Origin of the sequence: Streptomyces sp. NPDC093097 (genome assembly GCF_044754325.1) — a bacterium.
GTDB lineage: Bacteria > Actinomycetota > Actinomycetes > Streptomycetales > Streptomycetaceae > Streptomyces.
In genome coordinates, this window is sequence record NZ_JBIVOW010000021.1 from 48,742 (window position 1) to 71,605 (window position 22,864).

The 22,864-nt window shown below is 73.3% G+C and carries 20 protein-coding genes; 2 read left to right on the forward strand and 18 right to left on the reverse strand.

Annotated elements, in window-relative coordinates:
* Positions 1-35: 35 nt before the first annotated feature.
* The 14 genes from hypF to ACIQE0_RS29710 all read right to left on the reverse strand — a co-directional run bounded on the left by hypF (position 36) and on the right by ACIQE0_RS29710 (position 16,208).
* Complete coding sequence (gene hypF, locus ACIQE0_RS29645; protein ID WP_402338003.1) at positions 36-2,543, reverse strand: carbamoyltransferase HypF; 2,508 nt, start codon at positions 2,541-2,543, stop codon at positions 36-38.
* Positions 2,540-3,298 carry a hydrogenase nickel incorporation protein HypB gene (gene hypB, locus ACIQE0_RS29650; RefSeq protein WP_402338006.1) on the reverse strand — a complete coding sequence of 253 codons (759 nt, stop codon included), beginning with the start codon at positions 3,296-3,298 and terminating at the stop codon, positions 2,540-2,542. The genes hypF and hypB overlap by 4 nt, the downstream gene beginning before the upstream one ends.
* A 4-nt stretch (positions 3,299-3,302) precedes the next feature.
* Positions 3,303-3,683 carry a hydrogenase maturation nickel metallochaperone HypA gene (locus ACIQE0_RS29655; protein ID WP_366338010.1) on the reverse strand — a complete coding sequence of 127 codons (381 nt, stop codon included), beginning with the start codon at positions 3,681-3,683 and terminating at the stop codon, positions 3,303-3,305.
* A gap of 149 nt (positions 3,684-3,832) precedes the next feature.
* Complete coding sequence (locus ACIQE0_RS29660; RefSeq protein WP_384092858.1) at positions 3,833-3,937, reverse strand: DUF6893 family small protein; 105 nt, start codon at positions 3,935-3,937, stop codon at positions 3,833-3,835.
* Positions 3,931-4,497 carry a hydrogenase maturation protease gene (locus tag ACIQE0_RS29665; RefSeq protein WP_402338010.1) on the reverse strand — a complete coding sequence of 189 codons (567 nt, stop codon included), beginning with the start codon at positions 4,495-4,497 and terminating at the stop codon, positions 3,931-3,933. Before ACIQE0_RS29665 ends, ACIQE0_RS29660 begins: the two co-directional genes overlap by 7 nt.
* Positions 4,494-5,891 (reverse strand): hypothetical protein, encoded by a 1,398-nt coding sequence (locus ACIQE0_RS29670; protein ID WP_402338013.1) that lies wholly within the window; start codon positions 5,889-5,891, stop codon positions 4,494-4,496. The genes ACIQE0_RS29665 and ACIQE0_RS29670 overlap by 4 nt, the downstream gene beginning before the upstream one ends.
* On the reverse strand, positions 5,888-6,580 hold the full coding sequence (locus tag ACIQE0_RS29675) for a DUF6084 family protein (protein WP_402338016.1): 693 nt from the start codon (positions 6,578-6,580) through the stop codon (positions 5,888-5,890). The genes ACIQE0_RS29670 and ACIQE0_RS29675 overlap by 4 nt, the downstream gene beginning before the upstream one ends.
* Positions 6,577-7,221: a DUF5947 family protein gene (locus ACIQE0_RS29680; protein ID WP_366338002.1), complete on the reverse strand. Its 645-nt coding sequence runs from the start codon at positions 7,219-7,221 to the stop codon at positions 6,577-6,579. The genes ACIQE0_RS29675 and ACIQE0_RS29680 overlap by 4 nt, the downstream gene beginning before the upstream one ends.
* The gene (locus ACIQE0_RS29685) at positions 7,218-7,766 is read right to left on the reverse strand and encodes a hypothetical protein (protein WP_402338019.1); all 549 of its coding nucleotides are present in this window, start codon (positions 7,764-7,766) and stop codon (positions 7,218-7,220) included. Before ACIQE0_RS29685 ends, ACIQE0_RS29680 begins: the two co-directional genes overlap by 4 nt.
* Positions 7,763-9,544 carry a nickel-dependent hydrogenase large subunit gene (locus tag ACIQE0_RS29690; protein ID WP_366338038.1) on the reverse strand — a complete coding sequence of 594 codons (1,782 nt, stop codon included), beginning with the start codon at positions 9,542-9,544 and terminating at the stop codon, positions 7,763-7,765. The genes ACIQE0_RS29685 and ACIQE0_RS29690 overlap by 4 nt, the downstream gene beginning before the upstream one ends.
* Before the next feature lie 64 nt (positions 9,545-9,608).
* Complete coding sequence (locus ACIQE0_RS29695) at positions 9,609-10,691, reverse strand: hydrogenase expression protein HypE (RefSeq protein WP_366337998.1); 1,083 nt, start codon at positions 10,689-10,691, stop codon at positions 9,609-9,611.
* Between the two features lie 162 nt (positions 10,692-10,853).
* Positions 10,854-11,552 carry a DUF4232 domain-containing protein gene (locus ACIQE0_RS29700; protein ID WP_402338022.1) on the reverse strand — a complete coding sequence of 233 codons (699 nt, stop codon included), beginning with the start codon at positions 11,550-11,552 and terminating at the stop codon, positions 10,854-10,856.
* An 840-nt stretch (positions 11,553-12,392) separates the two neighbouring features.
* The gene (locus ACIQE0_RS29705; RefSeq protein ID WP_402338025.1) at positions 12,393-14,840 is read right to left on the reverse strand and encodes an MFS transporter; all 2,448 of its coding nucleotides are present in this window, start codon (positions 14,838-14,840) and stop codon (positions 12,393-12,395) included.
* Between the two features lie 678 nt (positions 14,841-15,518).
* Positions 15,519-16,208, reverse strand: a complete 690-nt coding sequence (locus ACIQE0_RS29710; protein WP_384092885.1) for a ScbR family autoregulator-binding transcription factor — start codon at positions 16,206-16,208, stop codon at positions 15,519-15,521.
* 216 nt (positions 16,209-16,424) lie between these two features.
* Between ACIQE0_RS29710 and ACIQE0_RS29715 the strand changes: the two genes are divergently transcribed.
* On the forward strand, positions 16,425-17,414 hold the full coding sequence (locus ACIQE0_RS29715) for a ScbA/BarX family gamma-butyrolactone biosynthesis protein (RefSeq protein ID WP_402338029.1): 990 nt from the start codon (positions 16,425-16,427) through the stop codon (positions 17,412-17,414).
* Positions 17,415-17,508: 94 nt separating this feature from the next.
* Here ACIQE0_RS29715 and ACIQE0_RS29720 read toward each other — a convergent pair whose 3' ends face one another.
* The 3 genes from ACIQE0_RS29720 to ACIQE0_RS29730 form a co-directional block, all read right to left on the reverse strand.
* Positions 17,509-18,018 (reverse strand): methylated-DNA--[protein]-cysteine S-methyltransferase, encoded by a 510-nt coding sequence (locus ACIQE0_RS29720; protein ID WP_402338032.1) that lies wholly within the window; start codon positions 18,016-18,018, stop codon positions 17,509-17,511.
* Positions 18,015-19,502 (reverse strand): AlkA N-terminal domain-containing protein, encoded by a 1,488-nt coding sequence (locus ACIQE0_RS29725; RefSeq protein ID WP_402338035.1) that lies wholly within the window; start codon positions 19,500-19,502, stop codon positions 18,015-18,017. The genes ACIQE0_RS29720 and ACIQE0_RS29725 overlap by 4 nt, the downstream gene beginning before the upstream one ends.
* Before the next feature lie 281 nt (positions 19,503-19,783).
* Positions 19,784-20,011 (reverse strand): hypothetical protein, encoded by a 228-nt coding sequence (locus ACIQE0_RS29730; RefSeq protein ID WP_402338038.1) that lies wholly within the window; start codon positions 20,009-20,011, stop codon positions 19,784-19,786.
* A gap of 107 nt (positions 20,012-20,118) precedes the next feature.
* Here ACIQE0_RS29730 and ACIQE0_RS29735 point away from each other — a divergent pair, with 107 nt between their 5' ends.
* Positions 20,119-20,724: an HD domain-containing protein gene (locus ACIQE0_RS29735; protein WP_402338041.1), complete on the forward strand. Its 606-nt coding sequence runs from the start codon at positions 20,119-20,121 to the stop codon at positions 20,722-20,724.
* Between the two features lie 119 nt (positions 20,725-20,843).
* Here ACIQE0_RS29735 and gcl read toward each other — a convergent pair whose 3' ends face one another.
* A complete protein-coding gene (gene gcl / locus ACIQE0_RS29740) occupies positions 20,844-22,625 on the reverse strand; it encodes a glyoxylate carboligase (RefSeq protein ID WP_402338045.1) in 1,782 nt (593 codons plus the stop codon).
* Between the last annotated feature and the right edge of the window lie 239 nt (positions 22,626-22,864).

Below are 22,864 nucleotides of genomic sequence, written 5' to 3' on the forward strand. Positions count from 1 at the left end.
CTCCTCCTCGTCGTGCGGGTGCGGGTACATGGGGGCTAGGCGCCGCGCCTCCGGGCCGCGACCAGCAGCTGACCGAGGGCCAGTCCGCCGTCGTTGGGCGGGACCAGGCGGTGCCGCAGCACGGTGAAGCCGTCCTGCCGCAGCATCCGGGCGGCGCTCTCGGCCAGCAGGGTGTTGCAGAAGACCCCGCCGGTCAGCGCCACCGTCGCCAGTCCGGTGCGCTCCCGGGCCAATCCGCAGACACGCCGCACCAGTTGGGCCACGGACGCGTGGAAGCGGGCCGCGACCAGCGCCGGCCCGGTGCCGGCACGCACGTCCTCGACGATCGCGGCGAGGACGGGTGCGGGGTCGGCGACCAGCGCGGCGGCGCCGCCGGCCGGGACGCCGGAGCGCAGCGCGAAGGTGTAGCCGGTGCCGCGGTCCTCACCCGCGGTGCGGGCCGCGGCCTCCAGCGCCACCGCGGCCTGGGCCTCGTACCCGGCGTGCTGGCAGATCCCGGCGAGCGAGGAGACCGCGTCGAAGAGCCGGCCCATGCTGGAGGTCGGCGCACAGTTGAGGTTGCGGTCCAACTGCCGCTCCAGTAGGCGCAGTTCATCGGGCGGGCAGGCCGCCACCGGGGGCAGGTCGGCGGCCCAGGGGAGGCCGGCGGCGTGCAGGTGGGCGAGGGCCATCCGGTACGGGCGGCGGACGGCGGTGTCCCCGCCGGGCTGCGGGACATAGCCGAGCTGCACGAAGCGGCGGTACCCGGCGTAGTCGGCGAGGAGGATCTCACCGCCCCAGATCGCGCCGTCGTCGCCGTAGCCGGTGCCGTCGAAGGCGACGCCGATCACCGGCTGCCGCCCGTCCAGGCCGTGTTCGGCCATGGCGGCGGCGATATGGGCGTGGTGGTGCTGGACCCGGACCAGCGGCCGGCCGTCGGTGCTGCGGCGGGCCCACTGACCGGTGCGGTAGCCGGGGTGCCGGTCGGTGGCGAGCAGCCGCGGCCGCACCCCGGTGATCGTCTCCAGGTGCCCGGCGGCCCGCTCGAACGCCAACTGGGTGGCCAGATCGTCCATGTCGCCGATGTGCGCCGACAACCAGGCCCGGCGCCCCTCCCCCAGGCACAGTACGGTCTTGAGGTCCCCGCCGGTGGCCAGCGCGGGCCGGACCGGCACCGGCAGCGGCACCGGATACGGAGCACGGCCGCGCGAACGCCGGACGTACAGCGGCTCGCCCTCGCTGACCCGGACCACCGAGTCGTCGCACGGCACCTGGATCGCCCGGTCATGACCGAGCCAGGCATCCGCCAGTCGCGCCAACCGGACCAGGGCCTCCTCGTCATCGGTGACCAGCGGCTCACCGGACACATTGCCGCTCGTCATCACCAGCAACCGGGGCCCGTCGGGGTCCCCGGGCAGACCGAACAGCAGGTGGTGCAGCGGGGTGTACGGCAGCATCAGCCCCAGATCGGGGCAGCCGGGGGCGACGGCCTCGGAGACCGCCGGCGCTCCCGGCGCGGCCCCGCCGGGACGCCGGCGCAGCAACACGATCGGCCGCTCCGCCCCGGTCAGCAGCCCCCGCTCCGCCCCGCCGACCTCCACCAGCCCTTCCACATCGGCGAGTTGGCGCGCCATCAGCGCGAACGGCTTGTCCCCGCGGCCCTTGCGCCGCCGCAGCTCCGTCACCGCCCGGTCGTCGGCGGCATCGCACACCAGGTGGTAGCCGCCCAACCCCTTGACGGCGACGATGGCGCCGTCGGCGAGCAGCCGCCGGGTGCCGGCCACCGGGTCACCGGGCACCGGACGCGGCGGCCCCGCGGCACCGTCCGCGCCACCCGGGCCCGCGGCCAGCAGGCGCAGCCGGGGGCCGCAGTCATGGCAGGCGATGGGCTGGGCGTGGAACCGCCGGTCGGCCGGGTCCGCGTACTCGGCCGCGCAGCGCGGACACATCGGGAAGCCCGCCATCGTGGTCTGGGCGCGGTCGTAGGGCAGCGCGCGGACGATGGTGAAGCGCGGCCCGCAGTGCGTGCAGGTGAGGAACGGATGCCGGTAGCGGCGGTCGGCCGGATCGGTGAGCTCGGCCAGACACGCCTCGCAGGTGGCGGCGTCCGGGGCGACCAGCGTGCGGGGCAGGCCCCCCGCGCGCGAGGGCAGGATGGCGAAGCCGGCCTCACCGGTGACCACGGCATCCTCACCGTCCACGCCCTCCACGGCCGCCAGCGGCGGCGCCTCGGCGCGCAGCCGCACGGCCAGCCGGTGCAGCGCGTCGGGCGCGCCCTCGGCCTCGACGACCACGCCCTCACCGGTGTTGCTCACATGCCCGCTCAGGCCCAGCTCCACCGCGAGCCCGTGGACGAACGGACGGAATCCGACGCCCTGGACGATGCCGCGCACGGTGAACCGGCGGCGGGCGACGGCCGTCGCGGGTGCCCGGGCAGGGCGCGCGGTGCACACCGCGCCGGTGCGGGCGCCCTGCCGCTCCGACGACGTCGCAGGAACGGAAGGCTCGGGGGAAGTGGCGAGAGCGTGGGGAGCGGTGCCGGCACCGGGCTGCCCGACGGTCATGAGCGGCTCGACCCCACCGCGCCGCGGTCCGCGGCCCGGTCGGCGGGACCGTCGTGCACATGGTGCGACTGACGGGTCATCACCGGGATGTGCACCGGCCCGCCGTCCCGGGCCGCCAGGGCCCGCTCCAGCAGCGTCCCGACCCCCTCACCGCCGCGCACCGAGGTGCGGACCACCTCGGCACCGGGGTTGACCCGTTCCACGTTGGCGAGGAAGGCCGCCTCGTCGAACTCCACCGCCGCCGCGATGTCGGTCTTGGTGATCAGGACCAGATGGGCCAGCCCGAAGGCGGTGGGGTACTTCAGCGGCTTGTCCTCGCCCTCGGTCACCGAGGCCAGCACCACCCGCAGGGTCTCCCCCAGGTCGTACGAGGCCGGGCAGACCAGATTGCCGACGTTCTCGACGAACAGCAGCCGGGTGCCGATCGGCAGCCAGCCGTCCAGGTGCCCGCCGAGCATCTCGGCCTCCAGGTGGCACAGTCCGTCGGTGAGCACCTGCTTGACCGGGACTCCCGAACGGGCCAGGCGGACCGCGTCGTTCTCGGTGGCCAGATCGGCGGTGAGCGCCGCGACCGGCACCCCGCGTTCCCGGGCGAGCGTCAACTCCCGTTCCAGCAGGGCGGTCTTGCCGCTGCCCGGACTGGAGAGCAGGTTGACGACCGCGGTACCGCGGGCCGCCAGGTCCTCACGCAGGGTGTGGGCGCAGGCGTCGTTCTTCGCGAGCACCGCCTGCTGCAGGTCAAGGACACGGCACATGGGATCAGCGCTCCTCGTGCGTCGGGATGGGTACCGGGGCGTCGTGCCAGCTGACGTCGGCGATCCGCAGTTCGCGGCCGGACAGCAGCTCCACGGACGCCCCGCCGCACCCGGGGCAGCTCAGGCACGGCGGCAGACCCGCCGGCCAGGTCCGTTCGCAGCGGGCGCAGCGGGCGCGGGCCGCGATCGGTTCGGTGATCAGCTCGGCACCGGCCAGCACCGTGCCCTCGCAGGCGAGCTGGAAGGAGAAGGCCAGGGCGTCGGGGACCACCCCGGCCAGTTCGCCGATCTGCAGCCGGACGCTGCTGACCGCGGTGGCGCCGGCGGGCCGGACCGCGCTCTCGACCTGGTCGATGACCGCCAGCGCGATGGACATCTCGTGCATCGGCCCGTCTCTTTCGGGTGTGACGACCGGTTGCCGCTGGCCTCAATTAGACGGCGCGGTCCCGGGGCGCCCGGGGTGCCTCGCCGGGCGGCGCGGCGGCATACACCGTTCGGTGCAGCGCACCCCGCCACCCGCGGGACCGCCCCGCGTCACATGGCACGCATCCGCAGGTACCGCTTGATGTCGGGCAGGGTGCTGCGCACGGCGAAGGCGAGAGCGGCGGCCAGGGCGCCGCCGAGAACGAACTTCAGCATGGTGTGGTGTTCCTCTCCGTGGTGTCGGTGGGGACCGGCGCCGGCTCGTCCGCGCCGACCAGCCGCAGCACGAGCCGGACGGCCGTCTCGACAGCGGCGGCGACCGGTGCGCTCAGGCCGATCCCCTCGGCGGTGTCGGCGGGTTCGCAGCCGACGACCAGGACGCGCTCCGGGCGGCGGGCGCCGGTTCCGGCGCTGAGCGTGCCGAGCAGCGCCAGCACGGCGTCCGGGGTCATGTGGTGGGCGTCGAGCGGGGTGGCGCCGGGCCCTGTGGTGGAGTCGGCGGGGTCGGTGGCGTCCAGGAGGTAGAGCGAGCCGGGGGTGCCGCCGCGCGCCGCGGCGTCCACCAGCAGCACCGAGTCGTAGCCGTCCAGCATCCGGTAGGCCAGGTCGACGCCGCGGATACCGGAGTCGACCAGTTCCACCCCCTCGGGCAGGGCGTGTTCGCCCAGCGCGCGGACGGTCTCGACGCCGAAGCCGTCGTCCCCGAGGAAGATGTTGCCGACGCCGGCGATCAGGGTGCGGCTGGGCGGGAGGGTACGGGGCGGGTCGCTGGTCACTCGTCCTCCAGGGGCGCGACTTCGTCGGGTTGGAAGTAGAGGAACCGCCCCTGTTCGCGCCGGATGTCGGCGCCCGGATCGCCCTCCACGGTCACCGCGAGGTGCACCCCGCCGTCCACGTCGTGCACGACCGCCTCGACCCGCGCGGTACGGCCGTGCAGGAAGAGGTCCTGGGCGTCGGTGCGGCGCCGGCCGGGGCGCAGCGCCACCCGGCTGCCGGCGCCCACCGAGCGCCCGTCCACGGTGATGCGGTCGGTCAGCGGATCCACGGCGTCGTCGGCGGCGGGGTCCCACCAGGGGGTGTCCGGGCGGGCCGGCTCCGGGACCGGGTCGGGCCCGGTCACCTCGCGCAGCGCCCGTACGGCGCCGTGCAGCCGCTCCAGGACCTCCGGCGGCATCCCGTCGGCGAGGTCGATGACCTCGGCGGCCCGGGCGTCGGTGCCGCGGGCCTCGCGCTTCTCCTGCTCGGTGAGGGCGGCCGTGCGCAGGGTGAGGATCTCGTCGATCTCCAGCGCGTCGTAGAGGGCGCCGGGGCTCTCGGGGGCGATGGCCGGGTGGTCCTCCAGGATGATCGGGGCGGAGAGCACCACGTCCGCGCTGCCGGGCGGGCCGGCCAGGACCGGCCAGGTGTGTTCGTTACGGCAGCCGGCGACCGCGCCCCGGGCCCACTCGGGCGGGTCGGTCTGGGACAGGAACCGCCCCGCGGTCAGCGCGAGCAGCAGGTGCGCGGCGACCAGCGACCGGGGCAGGGCCGCGTCCCGGTCCTCCGCCGCCGGCTCCGGCTCCCAGCCGCCGGCGTTCTCCACCGTCGCGGTCAGGTGCCACACCGCGTACGGGCCCTCGATCTCCCGCGCGCTCAGCCGCAGCACCCCGCGAACCTCCTCGCGGCGGCGCACCAGCCGGCCCACCTGCCGCCCGTCCGCGTCGTGCACCGGCTCGGTCTCCTCGCCCGCGGGCCGGGTGAACGGGACGGTGACACCGTCGCCGGTGAGCTCGGCCACCGGGACGTCGACCGGGCAGCGCTCCTCGACGCCCTCGTCCCAGGGGACCAGCACCCGGTCGGGCAGCTCCAGTTCCGCCACGGTCTCGAACTCGCCGTCCGGGCGCAGGCGTTGGACGGTCCGCCGCTGTGCGCGCAGGAACCGCACCTCGGCGCCGAGCCGGGCGCCGGAGCGCGGCTCCATCAGGCATTCGGTGCGCTGGTGGGAGTGTTCGGCGCGGTCGGCGCCCCAGCGGGGCGGCACCAGGACACCGAACTGCCAGCGCAGCCGGTTCTTGGCGGCGGACGCCCGGTAGGGGTAGAGCACATAGCCCTCGAACAGCACGGCGTCCGCGACCTGCCGGGCGGTGGCGAACCGGTCCGCCAGGGTGTCCGTGGGCGCGGAGGCGGTCACGGCGCGGTCCTCTCGGTGGCGGGGCGGGCGACGGCCGGGAAGGCCCGACGGGCGGGCGCGGCACCGTCCGCGGCGGCCAGCAGCGCCGCGACGGTGGCCTCCCAGGACGGCAGCGCGTGCCCGGACCGGAACGCCAGCAGGGCGTCCAGACTCTCCCGCGGCAGCCGCAGCCAGCCGCAGCCGGGGAAGTGGGTGTCGGTCATCTCCCGCCACACCGCGGCCGGGAGACGGCACTCGGCCTCCTTGTGCCAGGGCACCGGGGCGACCTGGAAGCCCCCCGGGCCGGCGAAGACCGTGCCGGAGAAGAGCAGCAGCAGCGGCACCTCACCGTCCCGCAGGGCGTGGATGTACCGGCCGGCGGCGACCTCCAGGTCGTAGCTGCACGGAACGGGCAGGTCCACCTCGGTCTCGCCCTCGAAACCGGGGACGACGAGGGAGACCTGCGCGAACTGGAGGGGCTTGAGAGTGCTGCCCCAGCGGGCCCGCGCACCGAAGAGGTCGGCCAGGGCGGCGGCCTCCTCGGCGTCGTAGTCGCGCCGGGCCGGCTCGATGCGGAGCTGGCAGCGCAGCGCCAGCGCATGCACCCGCGCCCCGCCGGCGGCGGTGATCCGCAGCCGGAAGAGGAGGGTGGGGGCGGCGGCGTAGCGGTCGGCGCGGACACCGGTGCAGACGAAGGACAGATCGGTCACGGCCGCCGGCCCTCCTCCCGCGACTCCCGGGCCCGGCCCGCGATCTCGGCGAAGAACTCCGCCAGCGCGGCGCGAGCCTCGGTCCCGCCGTCGAAGCCCCGCCACAACAGCCGCAGCCGGCCGGTGAGTTCGTAGACGAGGTCGACCGGCACCAGGTGGCAGTCGATCCGGCCGTCGGTGCGGTGCAGCAGCAATGCCTCCACGTCGGGGGTGAGGAGCCCGGCCAGGCGGGTGGCGTCGCGGACGGACTGCCAAGCGTCCGGGGCGAGTTCGCTCTCCGTGGCACCGGCCGGGCTCGGGTAGAGCGCCACCACCCGCCCCAGTGCGGTGTTGTCCAGGAGGAAGGCGACGCCGACGGGGATCCGGAGCCGGTCCCAGACCGCGTCGTCGAGGCGGTGGCCGGAATCGGTCAGCACGCGGTCCGGGACGGTGCGGAACCGGCCGCCGCCGGCGCCGGGCCGCTCGAAGAGCAACGCGCAGTGCGGACAGGCACAGGCCAGCGCTCGGCTCTTGATGTCGGCCAAGTGGCGGTGCCGGCCCGCGAGTTCGGCGTTGCACAGTTCGCAGCGCTCGGGCTGTGCGGGCGCCGGGGCCCGGAAACGCCGCAGGCCGCCGTGGGCGGCCGTGCGCGGGGCGCTCACGACGCCGGGGCGGCGGTCGACGGGCGGCGGGAGATCTGGAGCAGCGGCAGCTCCGGCGCCGCGCTCCGCTTCTCCCAGGCCACCGAGGCCACCTCCGGCGCGAAGCAGGACAGTGCGCCCTCGACCGCCGGCCGGTCGGCCGCACCACCGCACCCGCAGCCGCCGGAGGAACTCTCCGCCAGCCGCAGCGCCCCGGTCTCCGGCACGAACTCCACGACCTCCACCGCGTCCTGGCTCCGTACGCTCACCAGCGCCCGGCCGATGCGGGTCAGGGCGTCCTCCGGGTGCAGGTCGTGCAGCACCAGCAGGCTGCTGACCAGGGCGTCGCCCAGCAGCGCGGCCCGCGGCCCGTCGGCGCCGGTACGCCGTTCGACCAGCTGCATGACGCGGGTCAGCCCGGCACCGTAGAAGTCCATCAGGACCCGGACGAGTTCCTCGGCGGTCGCGGCCGTCGCGGCGTCGCCGCGCCCGGTGAGCCGCTCCAGCAGTTCCTCGACCCGGCGGCCGGTCAGTTCGGCGTCCGGGGCGGCGGCGGGGGCGGTCATCCGGCCAGCCCGCTCAGCCCGGTGGGAACGTGCATGGTCTGCACGGTCCGGCCGCCGACGTACATGTGGACGCCGCAGGGCAGACACGGGTCGAAGCTGCGCACCGCCCGCATGATGTCGATGCCCTTGAAGTTCTCCGGGGTGTTCTCCTCGAAGATCGGGGTGTTCTGCACCGCGTCCTCGTACGGGCCCGGGGTGCCGTAGGAGTCGCGGGTGCTGGCGTTCCACGGCGTCGGCGGATACGGATGGTAGTTGGCGATCTTCCCGTCCCGGATCACCATGTGGTGCGAGAGGACGCCGCGCACCGCCTCGGTGAAGCCGCAGCCGATGGACTCGTCCGGCACCTCGAACTTCTCCCAGGTCTGGGTGCGTCCGGCGCGCACCTCCTCCAGCCCCTGCTCGGCGAAGTGCAGCGCCATGGCCGCCGCGTACGCCTGGAAGTAGGTGCGGGCGCGGTTGCGCTCCAGCGCGTTGCTCCACTGCGGGATCTTCCACTCGAAGCGGGCCTCGGGCCGGGTCATGCTGCGCGGCAGGTCGATGACGACGCTGTTCCCGGTGGCCTTGACGTAGGGGGTGTCGACGAGCCCGGACAGCGCCGTGGACCACAGGCGGGCGATCGGGCCGCCACCGGTGTCCAGCGCCAGATGGTCCTTGCCGTCGAACCAGCGCGGCGACATCACCCAGCTGTACTTGTCGTTGAAGTCCCGCTTCTGCGGGGCGGGGATGGTGTGCTGGTTCCACGGGTGCCGGGCGTCGATGGGATTGCCGAGCGGGTCGTGGGTGACGAACTTCTCCTGGCCCTCCCAGTCCTGGTAGTAGGAGCTGCCCAGCAGGATGCGGATGCCGAGGTTGATGTCCGTCAGGTCGTTGGTGACCAGCTTCCCGTCGACGATGATGCCCGGGGTGACGAACATCCGGCGGCCCCACTCCGACATGTTGCGGTACGTGAAGTCGCAGTGCTCGGGGTCGTTGAGGGCGCCCCAGCACCCCAGCAGCACCCGCCGCCGGCCGACCTCCTCGTAGCCCGGCAGCGCCTCGTAGAAGAAGTCGAAGAGGTCGTCGTGGAGCGGCACCACGCGCTTCATGAACTCCACGTAGCGCATCAGCCGGCTGAGGTAGTCGGTGAAGAGCTGGACGCTGGCGACCGTGCCGACACCGCCCGGGTAGAGCGTGGAGGGGTGCACATGGCGCCCCTCCATGAGGCAGAACATCTCCCGGGTGTAGCGGCTGACCTGGAGGGCCTCGCGGTAGAACTCGCCCTCGATGGGATTGAGGGAGGTCATGATGTCGGCGATGGTGCGGTAGCCGTGGTCACCGGCGTGCGGCGCCTCGGTGCGCTGGGCGAGCTCCCAGACACCCGGGTTGGTCTCCCGGACCATCTTCTCGCAGTAGTCGACCCCGACCAGGTTCTCCTGGAAGATGTTGTGGTCGAACATGTACTCCGCGGACTCGCCGAGGTTGATGATCCACTCGCCCAGGTGCGGGGGCTTGACCCCGTAGGCCATGTTCTGGGTGTAGACGGAGCAGGTGGCGTGGTTGTCCCCGCAGATCCCGCAGATCCGGCTGGTGATGAAGTGCGCGTCGCGCGGGTCCTTGCCGCGCATGAAGACGCTGTAGCCACGGAAGACCGACGAGGTGCTGTAGCACTCGGCGACCCGCTTCTGCTTGAAGTCGATCTTCGTGTGGATGCCCAGGCTGCCCACGATCCGGGTGATCGGGTCCCAGGACATCTCCGTCAGACCGCTGCCGTCACCGGCCGTCTTGGTCTTCGCTGCCATCGTCTGTGCCATGCCCTTCTTCGCGTACCGGTGGGGGGAACTGACGGAGCGTCGGGAGGGGCGGTTACCAGGGACGGCGGTAGCCGGTGGTCAGCTTCTCGCCGCGGTGCCGCCACTTGGGTTCGCTGTCCACGGTCTTGGCCGTGATGCCGCGCAGCAGGCGGATGACGTTGCCGTACGCGGAACTGGCAGTACTGGAGACCTTGGCGCCGGGCGGCTCGTCCATGAACGGCATGAACTTGTCCGGGAAGCCAGGCATGGTGCAGGCGATACAGACACCACCGACGTTGGGGCAACCGCCGATGCCGTCCATCCAGCCCCGCTTGGGCACATTGCATTTGACCACAGGGCCCCAGCAGCCGATCTTCACCAGGCACTTCGGCGAGTCGTAGGTGGTGGCGAACTCGCCCTGCTCGTAGTAGCTGCCCCGGTCGCAGCCCTCGTGCACGGTTTCGCCGAAGAGCCAGGTGGGCCGCAGCTGCTCGTCCAGCGGGATCATCGGGGCGGCGCCGGCCGCCTGGTAGAGCAGGTAGACCAGGGTCTCGGAGAAGTTGTCCGGCTTGATCGGGCAGCCCGGTACGCACACGATCGGGATGCCGGCCTTGGACTTCCAGTCCCAACCCAGGTAGTCGGGCACGCCCATGGCACCGGTCGGATTGCCGGCCATGGCGTGGATGCCGCCGTAGGTGGCGCAGGTGCCGATGGCGACGACGGCGAGCGCCTTGGGGGCCAGCCGGTCGATCCACTCGCTGGTGGTGATGGGCTGCCCGGTCTCCGGGTTGTCACCGAAGCCGCACCAGTAACCCTCGGGCTTGATGGCCTCGTTCGGCACGGACCCCTCGATGACCAGCACGAACGGGTCGATCTCGCCGCGTTCGCCCTTGAAGAACCACTCGATGAAGGTGTCCGCGCCCTGGGTGGGCCCGCATTCGAAGTCGATCAGCGGCCAGTGGACCTGGATCTTCGGCAGGCCGGGCAGGACGCTGAGCGCGATCTCCTCGATGCTCGGCTGGGTGGCGGCGGTCAGCGCCACCGAGTCGCCGTCGCAGCTCAGTCCGGCGTTGATCCAGAGGATGTGGATCGGGGACTCGTCGCCCTTCTGGGCGGGCGGGGAGGACCCGGTCGCGGTGGCGGGTGCGGCATCCATGGCGGTACGCCTCCTCGGCGAGGTGGTCGGCGGAAGCGCTCGGCACGGCTTCCGTCAACCTTCGTAACACCGCGAGGGAGACGTGGAGAGCCGACAAGGGCCGTTCCGGTGACGCACCTGCACCGGAACGGCCCCGCGGCCCGTGGGGGGTGGCTCTTGGGACTAGGACGGCACTCCGGCCGCCACCGTGGTCACCGTGAAGGTGCCACCGCACACCCGCAGCCCACCGCTGTGGGTGGTCATGGACTCCTTGGAGCCGGGCGGGTACACGAAGACGATCTGCGAGTTCTTCCAGCACGGGATGTCCGAGACACCCTCGTTGACCGTGTGCAGCACGGCGTGCGCGCTCTGTCCGGGCTGCAGCTGCACGGCGCCGCCGGCGCCGCCCTCGCGGCTGGCGGGCTCGCCGATCCCCGAACCGTCGCGCTGGATCAGCGAGACGCCCGGGAAGCCGCGCAGCGAGCACGCCTGCTTGCCCTTGTTGGTGAAGACCAGCGGAACCCGGATGTTGCCGGCGCCGACGTCGGTGCGCCCCAGGTGCAGCGACATGTTCGCCGCGGTGCAGCGGTCCGACTCCGTCATGGCGGAGGGGTCGGCCTGGCTGGCGTTGGGGACGCCCTTGGAGCCGCCCGAGGGCCTGGCTCCGTTGGACGGACGCGCCGAGTTGCCCGAGGACTGCGCGGAGTTGCCGGACGTGGGTGCGCTGCTCGCGGTGGACGTGGCAGGTGCGGCGGCCGACGAGGAGTGGGACGAGCTGTCCGTGCCGTTCTGGCAGGCGGAGAGCGTCAGCGCGGTGGCGGCGATCAGCGATCCGGCAGCGACACGGCGGCCGCGGCCGAGGGGCTTGGAGGTGAGCGACATGAGTCCCCCTCGTCTGGGTTGGTGGGTACCCTCGTAAAAGTGGGTGCGTACGGTCCGTCCGTTGCTCTTCCAGCGTGCTCCCGAGCACTGGCGGTCCGCTAACGAGGCACTAACACCCCACTAACGAGGCCGCGCGCCCGGTGATGACGCTGCCCCGGTGGCCGGTGTGACCAGCCGGAACTCCGGTGCGCCGCCAAGGCTCGCAGAAATCCGCGCGGATGCGGTCGCGGCACTACGAGGTTCGGCCGTTTCAGCATTCCTTCTCACCAACCCCGGAAGAGCGCTTCCATCCCAGGTGCCCCGCGCCGTAGGCCCATGCCCCTGGTAAGTACACAGGACCGGGCCCCGGGCGTCGATGCTGATGGTGCCGCTACACCACCGGCACGGACCGGGAGTCCACACTCGACCGAAATCCCACCATAGGGTGTAGACGAGACGCGTTCCTTGACGCTGAGGTTGCAGGGGAACCGCGCTTTTCGGCCGCCGAGGCGCGCGGCGGCACCGGGGGCCGCCGATGGTCGGCGCCGGCTCCCCCGCCCCCGGTGGACGCCGGCCGGGACCCGTTGCCGCCCTGGCCTCAGCGACCCGGGCAGAACGGCAACGCCTTGGCGTGCGGGGCGGTCGGGCCCACCGGCGAGAGCCGGCAACGACGCAGGCACGGCCGACAACGCCGGGGCATACGTGGCTTGACCGACCGGATGCGCCCGCGCCGTGGGGCACCTCCCGACCGAAGGCCGGGGAAGTACCCGGGGGCAGCCCCTCCGGCCCACCCATCGGGCGGAACCCGGGGCCGCCGCAACCGCCATGGCGGGTAGGCCGGCAACGAGAACAAGGGGACGCTCAGCGGCCCCCACCCGACGGGCGCGACGACTCCGACGGCTGGGACAGATCGAGGTCGAGCCGCTCGTCCGCACCCGCCGTGACGGATATCGGCACCGCGTGCGGCGGATATCCGGCCGCCGCCAAGGTGTAGTGACGCCCGCTCAGATCGGCGAAGGCATAGGCGCCGTCCGCCCCCGTGACCGTGTGGCCGACGACCGTCCCGTCCGCCAGCAACGTCACGGCGGCGTCCGCCAGCGGCCGCCCCTGCGACCCGCGGACCGTGCCCCGCACGGCAGTGGTCGGGAGCAGTCGCACCTCCTGCACCCCCTGCGCCGCCGGCCCGCAGGCGCCGTCCAACTGCACGGCGCGCGCCTGGGGTTGGTGCCCCACGGCGCTGAAGACGAGGGTGTAGTCGCCCTCCGGCAGCCCGGCGAGCGACCAGCGCCCCTCGGCATCGGTCGCCGTCCCGGTCACCACGTCACCGCGGGCGTCGGTGACCACGACGCTCGCACCGGCCGGCGCCGTCCCGTCCGGGCCGCCGAGCACGGTGCCCCGGAGGGGGCTGCCGGTCGCCGTCAGGACCAGGTCGGCCTCCGCCACCGTGCCCTCGCCGTAGTACGTGGTCGACAGGGCCTGCGGGGTGTGGCCCGGGGCGGCTCCGGTGAGGACGTAGGTGCCCGCGGCCGGGGCGGTGAGCGCGTAACTCCCGTCGGCCGCGGCCGTGGTGACGCCGGACTGCTGCCCGTGCCGGTCGATCAGCGTGACCGCGGCGCCCGCCACCGGCCCACCGGCGGCGTCGACGACCCGCCCCCGGAACCCGGCGGAGCCGTCGGAACCGACGGCCGCCTCCAGGAGCTGGTCGGGGCCAACGGCGTCGAGGCCGGCGGCCGCGTCGAGATCCGTTGCCGTGTCGAGGGCCCGCGCCTCGGGAGCGGCCTCTCCCGTCCCGTCGTTGTCCCCGCCCTGCGCACGCAACGTCGCGCCGGGGCCCGCCGGCTTCCGCGGCGAGGGCAGGAAGGCCGCCATCAGCACGCCGAGGGCGACCGCGGCGGTGGCGATCAGGAACGAGAGCCGGAACCCGGCCATCGTGGGCACCGCGACCTGCCCCAGCGGCTGGGACATATGCGCCAGCACCATGCCGATCACGGCGCTGGACACGGACGTGCCGATGGAACGCATCAGGGTGTTCAGGCCGTTGGCCGCGCCGGTCTCGGACGGGTCGACGGCCCCGATGATCAGCGCCGGCAGCGAGGAGTACGCCAGGCCGATGCCGGCGCCGACCACCACCGAGATGATGACGGTCTGCCAGGGGGCCTGCATCAGGCCGATCCCGGCGCCGTACCCGATCCCTATGACGAGCATGCCGAGCAGCAGCGAGACCTTCGGGCCGCGTCGGGCGGCGATCCGTGCGTACACCGGCGCCACCAGCATCATCGTCAGCCCCAGCGGCGCCACGCACAGTCCGGCCACCACCATCGACCGGCCGAGGCCGTAGCCGGTCGACGTGGGCAGTTGGAGCAGCTGCGGCAGCACCAGCGAGATGGCGTAGAACGCCACGCCGACCGTGATGGAGGTGAGGTTGGTGAGCAGCACCTCGCGACGGGCGCTGGTGCGCAGGTCCACCAGCGGATCGGCGATCCGCAGCTCCATCACGCCCCAGAGCGCCAGGATCAGCACGGCGGCTCCGAACAGGCCGAGCGTGCGGGGCGAACCCCAGCCCCAGTCACTGCCCTTGGTGATCGGCAGCAGCAGGGCGACGAGGCCGGCGGACAGGCCGAGGGCTCCGGCGACGTCGAAACGGCCGGGCGCCCGGACCGGGGTCTCCGGGACGACGAGCAGGGTGAGCAGTATCGACAGCACGCCGAGCCCGGCGGCGGTGAAGAACAGCGTGTGCCAGTCGGCGTGTTGGGCCACCAGGGCCGCCACGGGCAGGGCCAGTCCGCCGCCGACGCCGATCGAGGAACTCATCAGCGCCATCGCCGAACCCAGCCGCTCCCGGGGCAGTTCGTCGCGCATCAGGCCGATGCCGAGGGGTATCGCGCCCATCGCGAAGCCCTGGAGCGCCCGGCCGACGATCATGATGACCAGCTGGCTGGTGAATCCGCAGATCAGCGAGCCGACGACCATGACGGCGAGGCTGGCCAGCAGCATCCGCCGCTTGCCGTAGAGGTCGCCGAGGCGGCCCATGATGGGCGTGGCGACGGCGCCGGCGAGGAGGGTGGCCGTCATGACCCAGGTGGCATTGCTGGGCGCCGTGCCGAGCAGCGTCGGCAGGTCCTTGATGACCGGCACCAGCAGCGTCTGCATCACCGCGACGACGATGCCGGCGAAGGCGAGAACGGGGACGATCCCGGCGTGCTTCCTGCGGTGCCGGTGGCGCTCGCCCCCGGAGCGCGGGGGCGACGGTGGTGCGCCGGCGGAGTCCGCCGACCTCGCGGGGGGCTGGTCCGTCGTCGTCTGGGTCATGCGGGCGGCCTCCAAGGCGGCAGGAGCGAGCGGAGAGAGTGCGCCGTGCGCGACGGCGCGCAGTGCATGGTGCGTGGTGCATCGGCAGGGGACGCCCCCTGATACGTGCGTGATGAACGCATCACCCCGGGGGGCTATTCCGAGACATGCGCCCCGGCCTCGGGCACCGAGTAGTGATCTTGCTCACGACCCGCGCGCCGGGCGGCCACGCGCACCGGTCCGCGCCAACTGCCGTACGCCGCACGGTCGGTCGGCCTCGTCCTTGCGCAGGCCAACCCCGTCCACCCAGTCGGCACCCCTCTCCCAGGGGCCCTTCCGAACGCTCCGTCCCGCCCTTTCCCCCGTCCGCTCCGCGGTCCGCCTCCGGGTCCGTACGCCACGCCGTGCACCGGCCCTCCCCCTCTCGTTTCGGACACCGGTTCCAGTGAACCGCACGCCACTGACAATGCGTCGGCCGAAGGTTCGACGAGGTTTCAAGGGGAGGTCAAAGGCGAAGCATGAACCCCGACGCGCGCCGGGGACGGAACCGGCTTACCGGTACAGCGGGGGACCTTCCCCTCCGGGGCCGAGTCCCTTAAGCGCGGCGGGCCTTCACGTGGCGGACTCCCGCACGGCAAGCCTTCGCGTGGCGGCTTTCGCGAAGCGGGCCCGCGCGTGACGCGGAACCCGGTGACTCGGCTACGGCGCCGCGTCCAACAGCGCCACTCGCGCGGCGGCGGACCGCGCACCGCCGGCGTCGTCGGCGCGCGCCGCGCCCTCCGCTTCCCTCAGGCGCCGGTGTTCCGCGTCGAGCTGCTCGCCGCGCTCCGGGTCGAGCCGGAGCTTGGCGAGAACGGCGGGCGCGGCGATGGTGGGCAGGCTGTGTTCGAAGAAGACAGCCAGCCGGTGGCAGAGGTCGTTCTGGTCGGTGAGCGCCTTCGACATCATCTGGAGTCCGGCGAAGGCCCCGACGAAGAGCTCGGCGGTGTCCCGCACGTTGACGCTCTCCAGCATCTCGCCCCGTGCCTTGGCCTCCTTGAGCAGGCCCTCGACGAACGTGGTCCAGGCCGACATCGACTGCCGGCGGTCGAGGCGGTTGGAGCCCTGCTCGATGGCCAGGCGGGCGGCGCCGCGCTGGAGCGCGTCATGGCGGAGCCGGTACGCGAGGATCTGGCCCGCGTCGACGAACTCCTGGAGCTTGATCTGCTGCGGCCGCACGGCGATGTCCATGACCTGCTCGTGCAGTACAGCGAGCGCGAGTTCTTCCTTGGAGGGGAAGTGGAAGTACAGGGCGCCCTTCGTCACGCCCGCGCGCGAGAGGATCTCCGCGATGGTCGCGCGATCGAAGCCGCACTCGTCGAAGACCGACGCGGCGGCTTCCAAGATCATTCGCCGGGTCCTGATCGCGCGGTCCTGACGTGCCACAGAACGCCTCCCGTCCCTCAAGGCCTTGAGTCTCTCAGCAATTCGCTGCCACTCAAGTCTCCTCCAGATCAGCGGTTCCCCCGTACCTCCGCACCCCGCACCGGCATTGAAAAGAAAACCGGATGGTACGTATCTTAAACCGTGTCCGGAACTTCTCCGTATGGATGCCTAGGGGCTGTCATGAGCGACACGTTGCAGGTCAGCAGCACACTTCGGCCCACGCCCCAGCGTCGGACGCAGTCGGTCCGGAACCACCCCGCCACGGCCCGCTCGCACGGCGCCGAGGACGCCGCGGTCCCCGGCGAACTCGTGCACCGACCCCGCCCGGAGGACGTGCTGATCACGTCCTGGCAGCGCCTGGGCGAGGGCCACTTCTCCCTGACCGGCCAATGGCCCCATGACCACCGGTACTTCGCCCCGAGCCACGGTCGGCACCACCTCGTCCTCGCCGGCGAAACCATCCGGCAGGCCGGGCTGCTGCTCTCGCACAGCGAACTCGGCGTCCCCGTCGGTCATCACTTCATCCTCAGCGACCTCGTCTACACGACGCACCCCGAACACACCGTCTCCGGGAGCGGACCGACCCCGCTGATCATCGACGTCAGGTGCAGCGACACCCGCATGCGGGCCGGTGCGCTGGCCGGCAGCCGGTTCGACATGACCATCCGCACGGGTGGTCGCCTCATCGCCACCGGGTACTCCCACGTAAGTGTGACCTCCCCCGGTGTCTACCGCCGGATCCGCGGCGAGCGGCTCACCGCCCGGTCCCCCCAGGGCCCCCTCAACCCGCCGGTCCCACCCGAGCTGACCGGCAGCGCCACCGACCGCGAGGTGCTGCTCTCCCCCACCGGACGGCCGGACCGGTGGCTGCTGCGGATCGCGCCGGGCCACCCCACGGTCGTCAACCCCGCCAACGACCATGTGCCCGGGCTCGCCTTGCTCGACGCGGCATTGCAGGCCGGCCGCGCGCTGCTCGCGCCCGACCGCTTCGTCCCGTTCGCCTTCGGCACGGAGTTCCGCCGTTACGCGGAACACGGCACCCCCTGTGTGATCGAGGCGCGCCGGATCGCGCCGGCGCTCCCCGGCACCACGACGGTCGAGGTCATCGGCGCGCAGGACGGTGAACCGGTCTTCACCTCGACGCTGACGGCGCTGGACCCGTCCCGCTGAGGGCGCGCCGGATCCGGCGGGTCGGGCACCGCGGCCCGTGGGCGGGCGGTTGCGGCGGGCCGGGTGACCGGCGCGCGCCGCCGCGGCCGCCTTCTCAGACGGCGTCCGGCACCGCCCCTTCGAGCCGCAGCAGCAGCTCCTTGCGCGCCAGGCCGCCCGCGTAGCCGGTGAGCGAACCGTCGGCGCCGATGACGCGGTGGCAGGGCCGGACCACCAGCAGCGGATTGGCGCCGATGGCCGTCCCGATGGCGCGGACGGCCGCCCGCGAGGCCCCGATGGTGGTGGCGATCGCCCCGTAGGTGGTGGTCGTGCCGTACGGGATGGCCTCCAGGGCCGACCAGACGCGCTGCTGGAAGTCCGTGCCGCGGGGGACGCACTCGAAGGCGAACGGGGCCGGTGCGCCGTCGAAGTAGGCGCGCAGCTGCCGGGCGATGTGGTCGAAGGCGGCCGGGTCGTGCGTCCAGTCGTCCCGCACGGCCGCCCCGCGCTTCTGGCCGGGCACCGAGAGCGAGACCAGCGCGGTGCCGCCGGGAGCGGTGGCCGATCGCTCGCCGACCAGCAGGAGTTCGCCCAGCGGGCTGTCGAGGGTGGCGTACAGGGTCATGCGGGGTCGTGCCCTTCTGTCGGGTTCTTCCGGTGCTGCTGCGGGCCGGCGGGCTCAAGGTCCCCGGCCGCCCAGAGGTAGTGGGTGGCGTACGAGCGCCAGGGGCTCCAGACTGCCGGGTCGCTGTCCGGGGCCGGTTCGCCGAGGAGGACGTCGGGGTCGCCCAACGCCCGCATCCGGACGTAGCCGGCGGTCCAGGGGCCGATGCCGGGGAGCCCGCGCAGCGCGCGTTCGGCCCGGTCGCGGTCGGTCCCGGCGTCCAGGGCGACCTCCCCGGTGGCCAGCGCCGTGGCGAGGGCGCGCAACGCGGCCGTCTGCGACGGGGACAGACCGAGCCCGGTGAGCGGCGCCCGCGCCAGTTCCGCGGCCCGCGGGAAGAGATGGGTGAGGGTGCCGGCGGGCCGGTCAAGCGGCTCCCCGTACGCGGCGACCAGCCGTGCGCCCAGGTCGCGGACGGCGGCGGTGCCGGCCCGGCCGCCGAGGACGGCGCGCATCGCGAGTTCGTCCGGGTCCACGGTCCCCGGGGAGCGCAGTCCCGGGCGGGCGGCGACCAGCGGGGCCAGTACGGGGTCCGCGCCGAGGCGTTCGCCGACCGCGTACGGGTCGGCGTCGAGGTCGAACAGGCGGCGGAGGCGCTGGGCGGCGGTGGTGAGGTCGCGCAGTTCGGCGAGATGCAGCCGGCAGTCCAACCAGCCGTCGCCGACGGCCTCGTCGACCTCGGCTATGCCGGCGCCGTCGGGCAGCCGGAGGGTGCGCCGGTACGTCCGCCGGCCGGGCTCGCCGGTGACCTCCTCGATACCGGCCAGGGCCCGCCGCTCCAGGTGGTCGAAGACCTGCCGGGCGGCGTACGGGCCCCGGAACGCCAGCCGCAGCGGCAGCACACCGGGGGTGGCGGACGGGGCGGCCGGGCCGGTGCGGGCACCGGGCCCGGGGCGGTTCGCCCGCAGGGCGCTCGGCGTGAGCGCGTAGATCTCCTTGACGGTGTCGTTGAACTGCCGGACGCTGGCGAAGCCGGCAGCGAACGCGATCTCGGCGACCGGCAGGCCGGTGGTCTGGAGCAACACCCGTGCGGTGTGCGCCCGCTGGGCCCGGGCCAGTGCGGTGGGCCCGGCGCCGAGTTCGGCGGTCAGCTGCCGCTGCACCTGGCGGGCGCTGTAGCCGAGGCGGGAGGCCAGCCCGGCGACGCCCTCCCGGTCGACCACCCCGTCGCCGATCAGCCGCATCGCCCGCCCCACGACGTCGGCCCGGGCGTTCCACTCCGCGGAGCCGGGCACCGCGTCGGGGCGGCACCGGCGGCAGGCGCGGAAGCCGGAGCCCTGGGCGGCCGCGGCGGTCGGGAAGAAGGTGACGTTGCGCCGCCGGGGGGTGGTGGCGGGGCAGCTCGGCCGGCAGTAGATCCCCGTCGTCGACACCGCGAAGAAGAACGCCCCGTCGAACCTGGCGTCCCGGCTCCGCACCGCCTCGTACCGGCTGTCCTCACTCATCACACCCCTACTGTGCGCCATCCCGCACCCGCCCTCTGGCGGAAATCGGACATGACGTTGGTGGGGTGTCCGGCGGCGCCTACGGGGCGGCGGTCCGGCGGCCGTGCGCTTGCCGCCCGAGGGGGCTCGCCTGGGCGGGGTGAGGGTGCGGCGCCGCGTCCCGGGCGGCGCGGAGGGCGCCCGGGACGGGATCACCGGGGCACCTGGGTCCGGAGAGGCCGGGGTCCGGAGAGGCCGGGGTCCGGAAGGGCCGAGGTCCGGAGGGGCCGGGCCGGGCCGGGTCACGCCGGCGGCATCGGCCACTCGTCCAGCGAGCCGCCGCGCCACTCGACGAGGCGGGGGTTGTCCAGCGCGATGTCCTCGGCGGGGTCGGCGACGCCCGCGCGGCGGAGGAACTCGGCCACGTCACCGCGGCCGTGCGCCAGGCCGACGATCTGCCCGTGCACCGTCACCCGGCGGCCACCGGACGGCGTCGGCGGGTGCACGATGACAGGCGGGTGCTCGGACATGCCTCCAGCGTGCGCCGGGCTCCGCGCGCTCGCACGTCGGCGGCCGGAACTCACCCGGACGGCTGGGCCGGACCGGACGGGGCCGACGGTGCGCCACAATCACCGCCATGACGATGGACGATCTTGCGATACCCCGGACCCCGGCCGCCCGCGCCGCACTGGAGGTGGCGCGCGCCTACTGCTCCCCGGCGCTGCTCAACCACTCGGTCCGCGCGTACCTCTGGGCGGCCGCCTACGCCTCCGCGCGCGACATCGCCCATGACGCGGAACTGCTCTATGTGGCCGCGATGCTCCACGACCTCGGCCTGGTCGAGGAGTTCGACAACCACACCGTGCCGTTCGAGGACGCGGGCGGCCATGTGGCGTGGGTGTTCGCGGCGGGCGCCGGCTGGCCGCCGGAACGGCGCACGCGGGCTTCCGAGATCATCGTGCGGCACATGTGGGACGAGGTGTCGGTGGACCGGGACCCGGAGTCCCATCTGCTGGTCTTCGGCACCTCGTTGGACATCTCCGGCCATCGCGCGGAGGTGCTTCCGCACACGCTCCACGCCGAGGTGCTGGACCGCTATCCGCGACGGGGCCTGGGCGCGGAGTTCCTGGCCGGCTTCCAGGACCAGGCGGCGCGCAAACCGGACAGCGCCGCGGCGGCGTGCGTACGCGCCGGCATCGCCGAGCGGATCGCCGCCAACCCGCTGGACGCGTACGGGGCGTAGGCCGGCCACCGCACCGGCGCCGCGGCCGCATGCGCGGTGGCCGCGGCGCCGGCCGCCGGACTCCCGGTCGTGGTCCGGGCGCCGCGTCCCGACCACGACCGGCGATCCGCTCCCGTTCCTCAGACCTTGAGCGGCTTGATCGCGGTGGGGGCGTGGCCGGGCTCGGTCGCCAGCTCCTCCCACTCGTTGACCTTGTCGATCTCCGCTGCCGCCATGGAGATGTCGGTGACCCGCTCCAGGATCGCCTCGACGACGACCGGGACGCGGTGCTCGGCGGCCAGCTTCCCGGCCTTCTCGAAGGCGGCACCCAGCCGGCTGGGATCGGTGACCCGGATCGCCTTGCAGCCCAGCCCCTCGACGACCTTGACGTGGTCCACGCCGTAAACGCCCAGCTCCGGCGCGTTGATGTTCTCAAACTCCAGGTTGACCTGGAAGTTGATGGCGAAGTTGCGCTGTGCCTGGCGGATCAGGCCCAGGTAGGCGTTGTTCACCAGGACATGGACGTAGGGGATCTTGTGCTGGGCGCCGACCGCCAGTTCCTCGAGCATGAACTGGAAGTCGTAGTCGCCGGAGAGCGCGACGACCGGGGTGTCCGGGTCGGCCTTGGCGACGCCCAGTGCGGCCGGGATGGTCCAGCCGAGCGGGCCGGCCTGGCCGCAGTTGATCCAGTGGCGGGGCCGGTAGACGTGCAGCATCTGCGCGCCGGCGATCTGGGAGAGGCCGATGGTGGTGACGTAGCGGGTCTGCGGGCCGAACGCCTTGTTCATCTCCTCGTAGACGCGCTGCGGCTTCATCGGGATGTCGTCGAAGTGCGTGCGGCGCTGGAGTCGGGCCCTGCGCTCCTGGGCGGCGGCGGCCCAGTCGTTGCGGTCGGGGAGCGCACCGGCGGCCTTGAGCTCCTTGGCGACCTCGACGAACAGCTCCAGCGCGGCCCTGGCGTCCGAGGCGATGCCGTAGTCCGGAGCGAAGATCTTGCCGATCTGGGTCGGCTCGATGTCGACGTGCACGAACGTCCGGCCCTTGGTGTAGAGGTCCAGCTTGCCGGTGTGGCGGTTGGCCCAGCGGTTGCCGATGCCGAGGACGAAGTCGGACTCCAGGAAGGTGGCGTTGCCGTAGCGGTGCGAGGTCTGCAGGCCCACCATGCCGGCGTTCAGCTCGTGGTCGTCGGGGACGGTGCCCCAGCCCATCAGGGTCGGGACGACCGGGGTGCCGGTCAGCTCGGCGAACTCGACCAGCAGATCGGCGGCGTCGGCGTTGACGATGCCCCCGCCGGCCACGATCAGCGGGCGCTCGGACGCGTTGAGCAGCGCGACCGCCTTCTCGATCTGGGCGCGGGTGGCGGCCGGCTTGAAGGCGGGCAGCGGCTCATAGGTCTCGGGGTCGAAGTCGATCTCGGTGAGCTGGACGTCGAGCGGGAGGTCGATCAGGACCGGGCCGGGGCGGCCGGAGCGCATCAGGTGGAACGCCTGCTGGAAGACCCCGGGGACCTGGGCGGCCTCCATGACGGTGGTGGCGGCCTTGGTGACCGGCTTGGCGATCGCGGCGATGTCGACGGCCTGGAAGTCCTCTTTCTGGATCACCGCGGTGGGGGCCTGGCCGGTGATGCACAGGATCGGGACGGAGTCGCCGGTCGCGGAGTACAGGCCGGTGATCATGTCGGTGCCGGCCGGGCCCGAGGTGCCGACGCAGACGCCGATGTTGCCCGGGTGGGTGCGGGTGTAGCCCTCGGCCATGTGTGAGGCGCCCTCGACGTGGCGGGCCAGCGTGTGGTCGATCCCGCCCGCGGCCTGGAGCGCCGCGTAGAAGGGGTTGATCGCCGCGCCCGGCACTCCGAAGGCGTTGGTCACGCCCTCGCGCTTGAGGATCTCCACCGCGGCACGGGCGGCTGTCATTCGAGGCATCGCGTACTCCTGCGTCGAGCGGTCGCGGGGCATGTCCGACCGAAGAAGTCGGCATTCAGTTTCACATTGTGGAATTTAAGTTTTGCTTGACGGAAGGAACGTAGAGGGCGCCGTGCGACCCGTCAAGAGGCGTTCACGGTCCGGCGGCCGCAGCGGAGGTCGAGAGGAAGGGGCGGGCCCCGGCCGCCGGCGCCGGCAGCCCCGACGGCCCCCGGCGCCCGGCGAACGGCCGCGGCGCG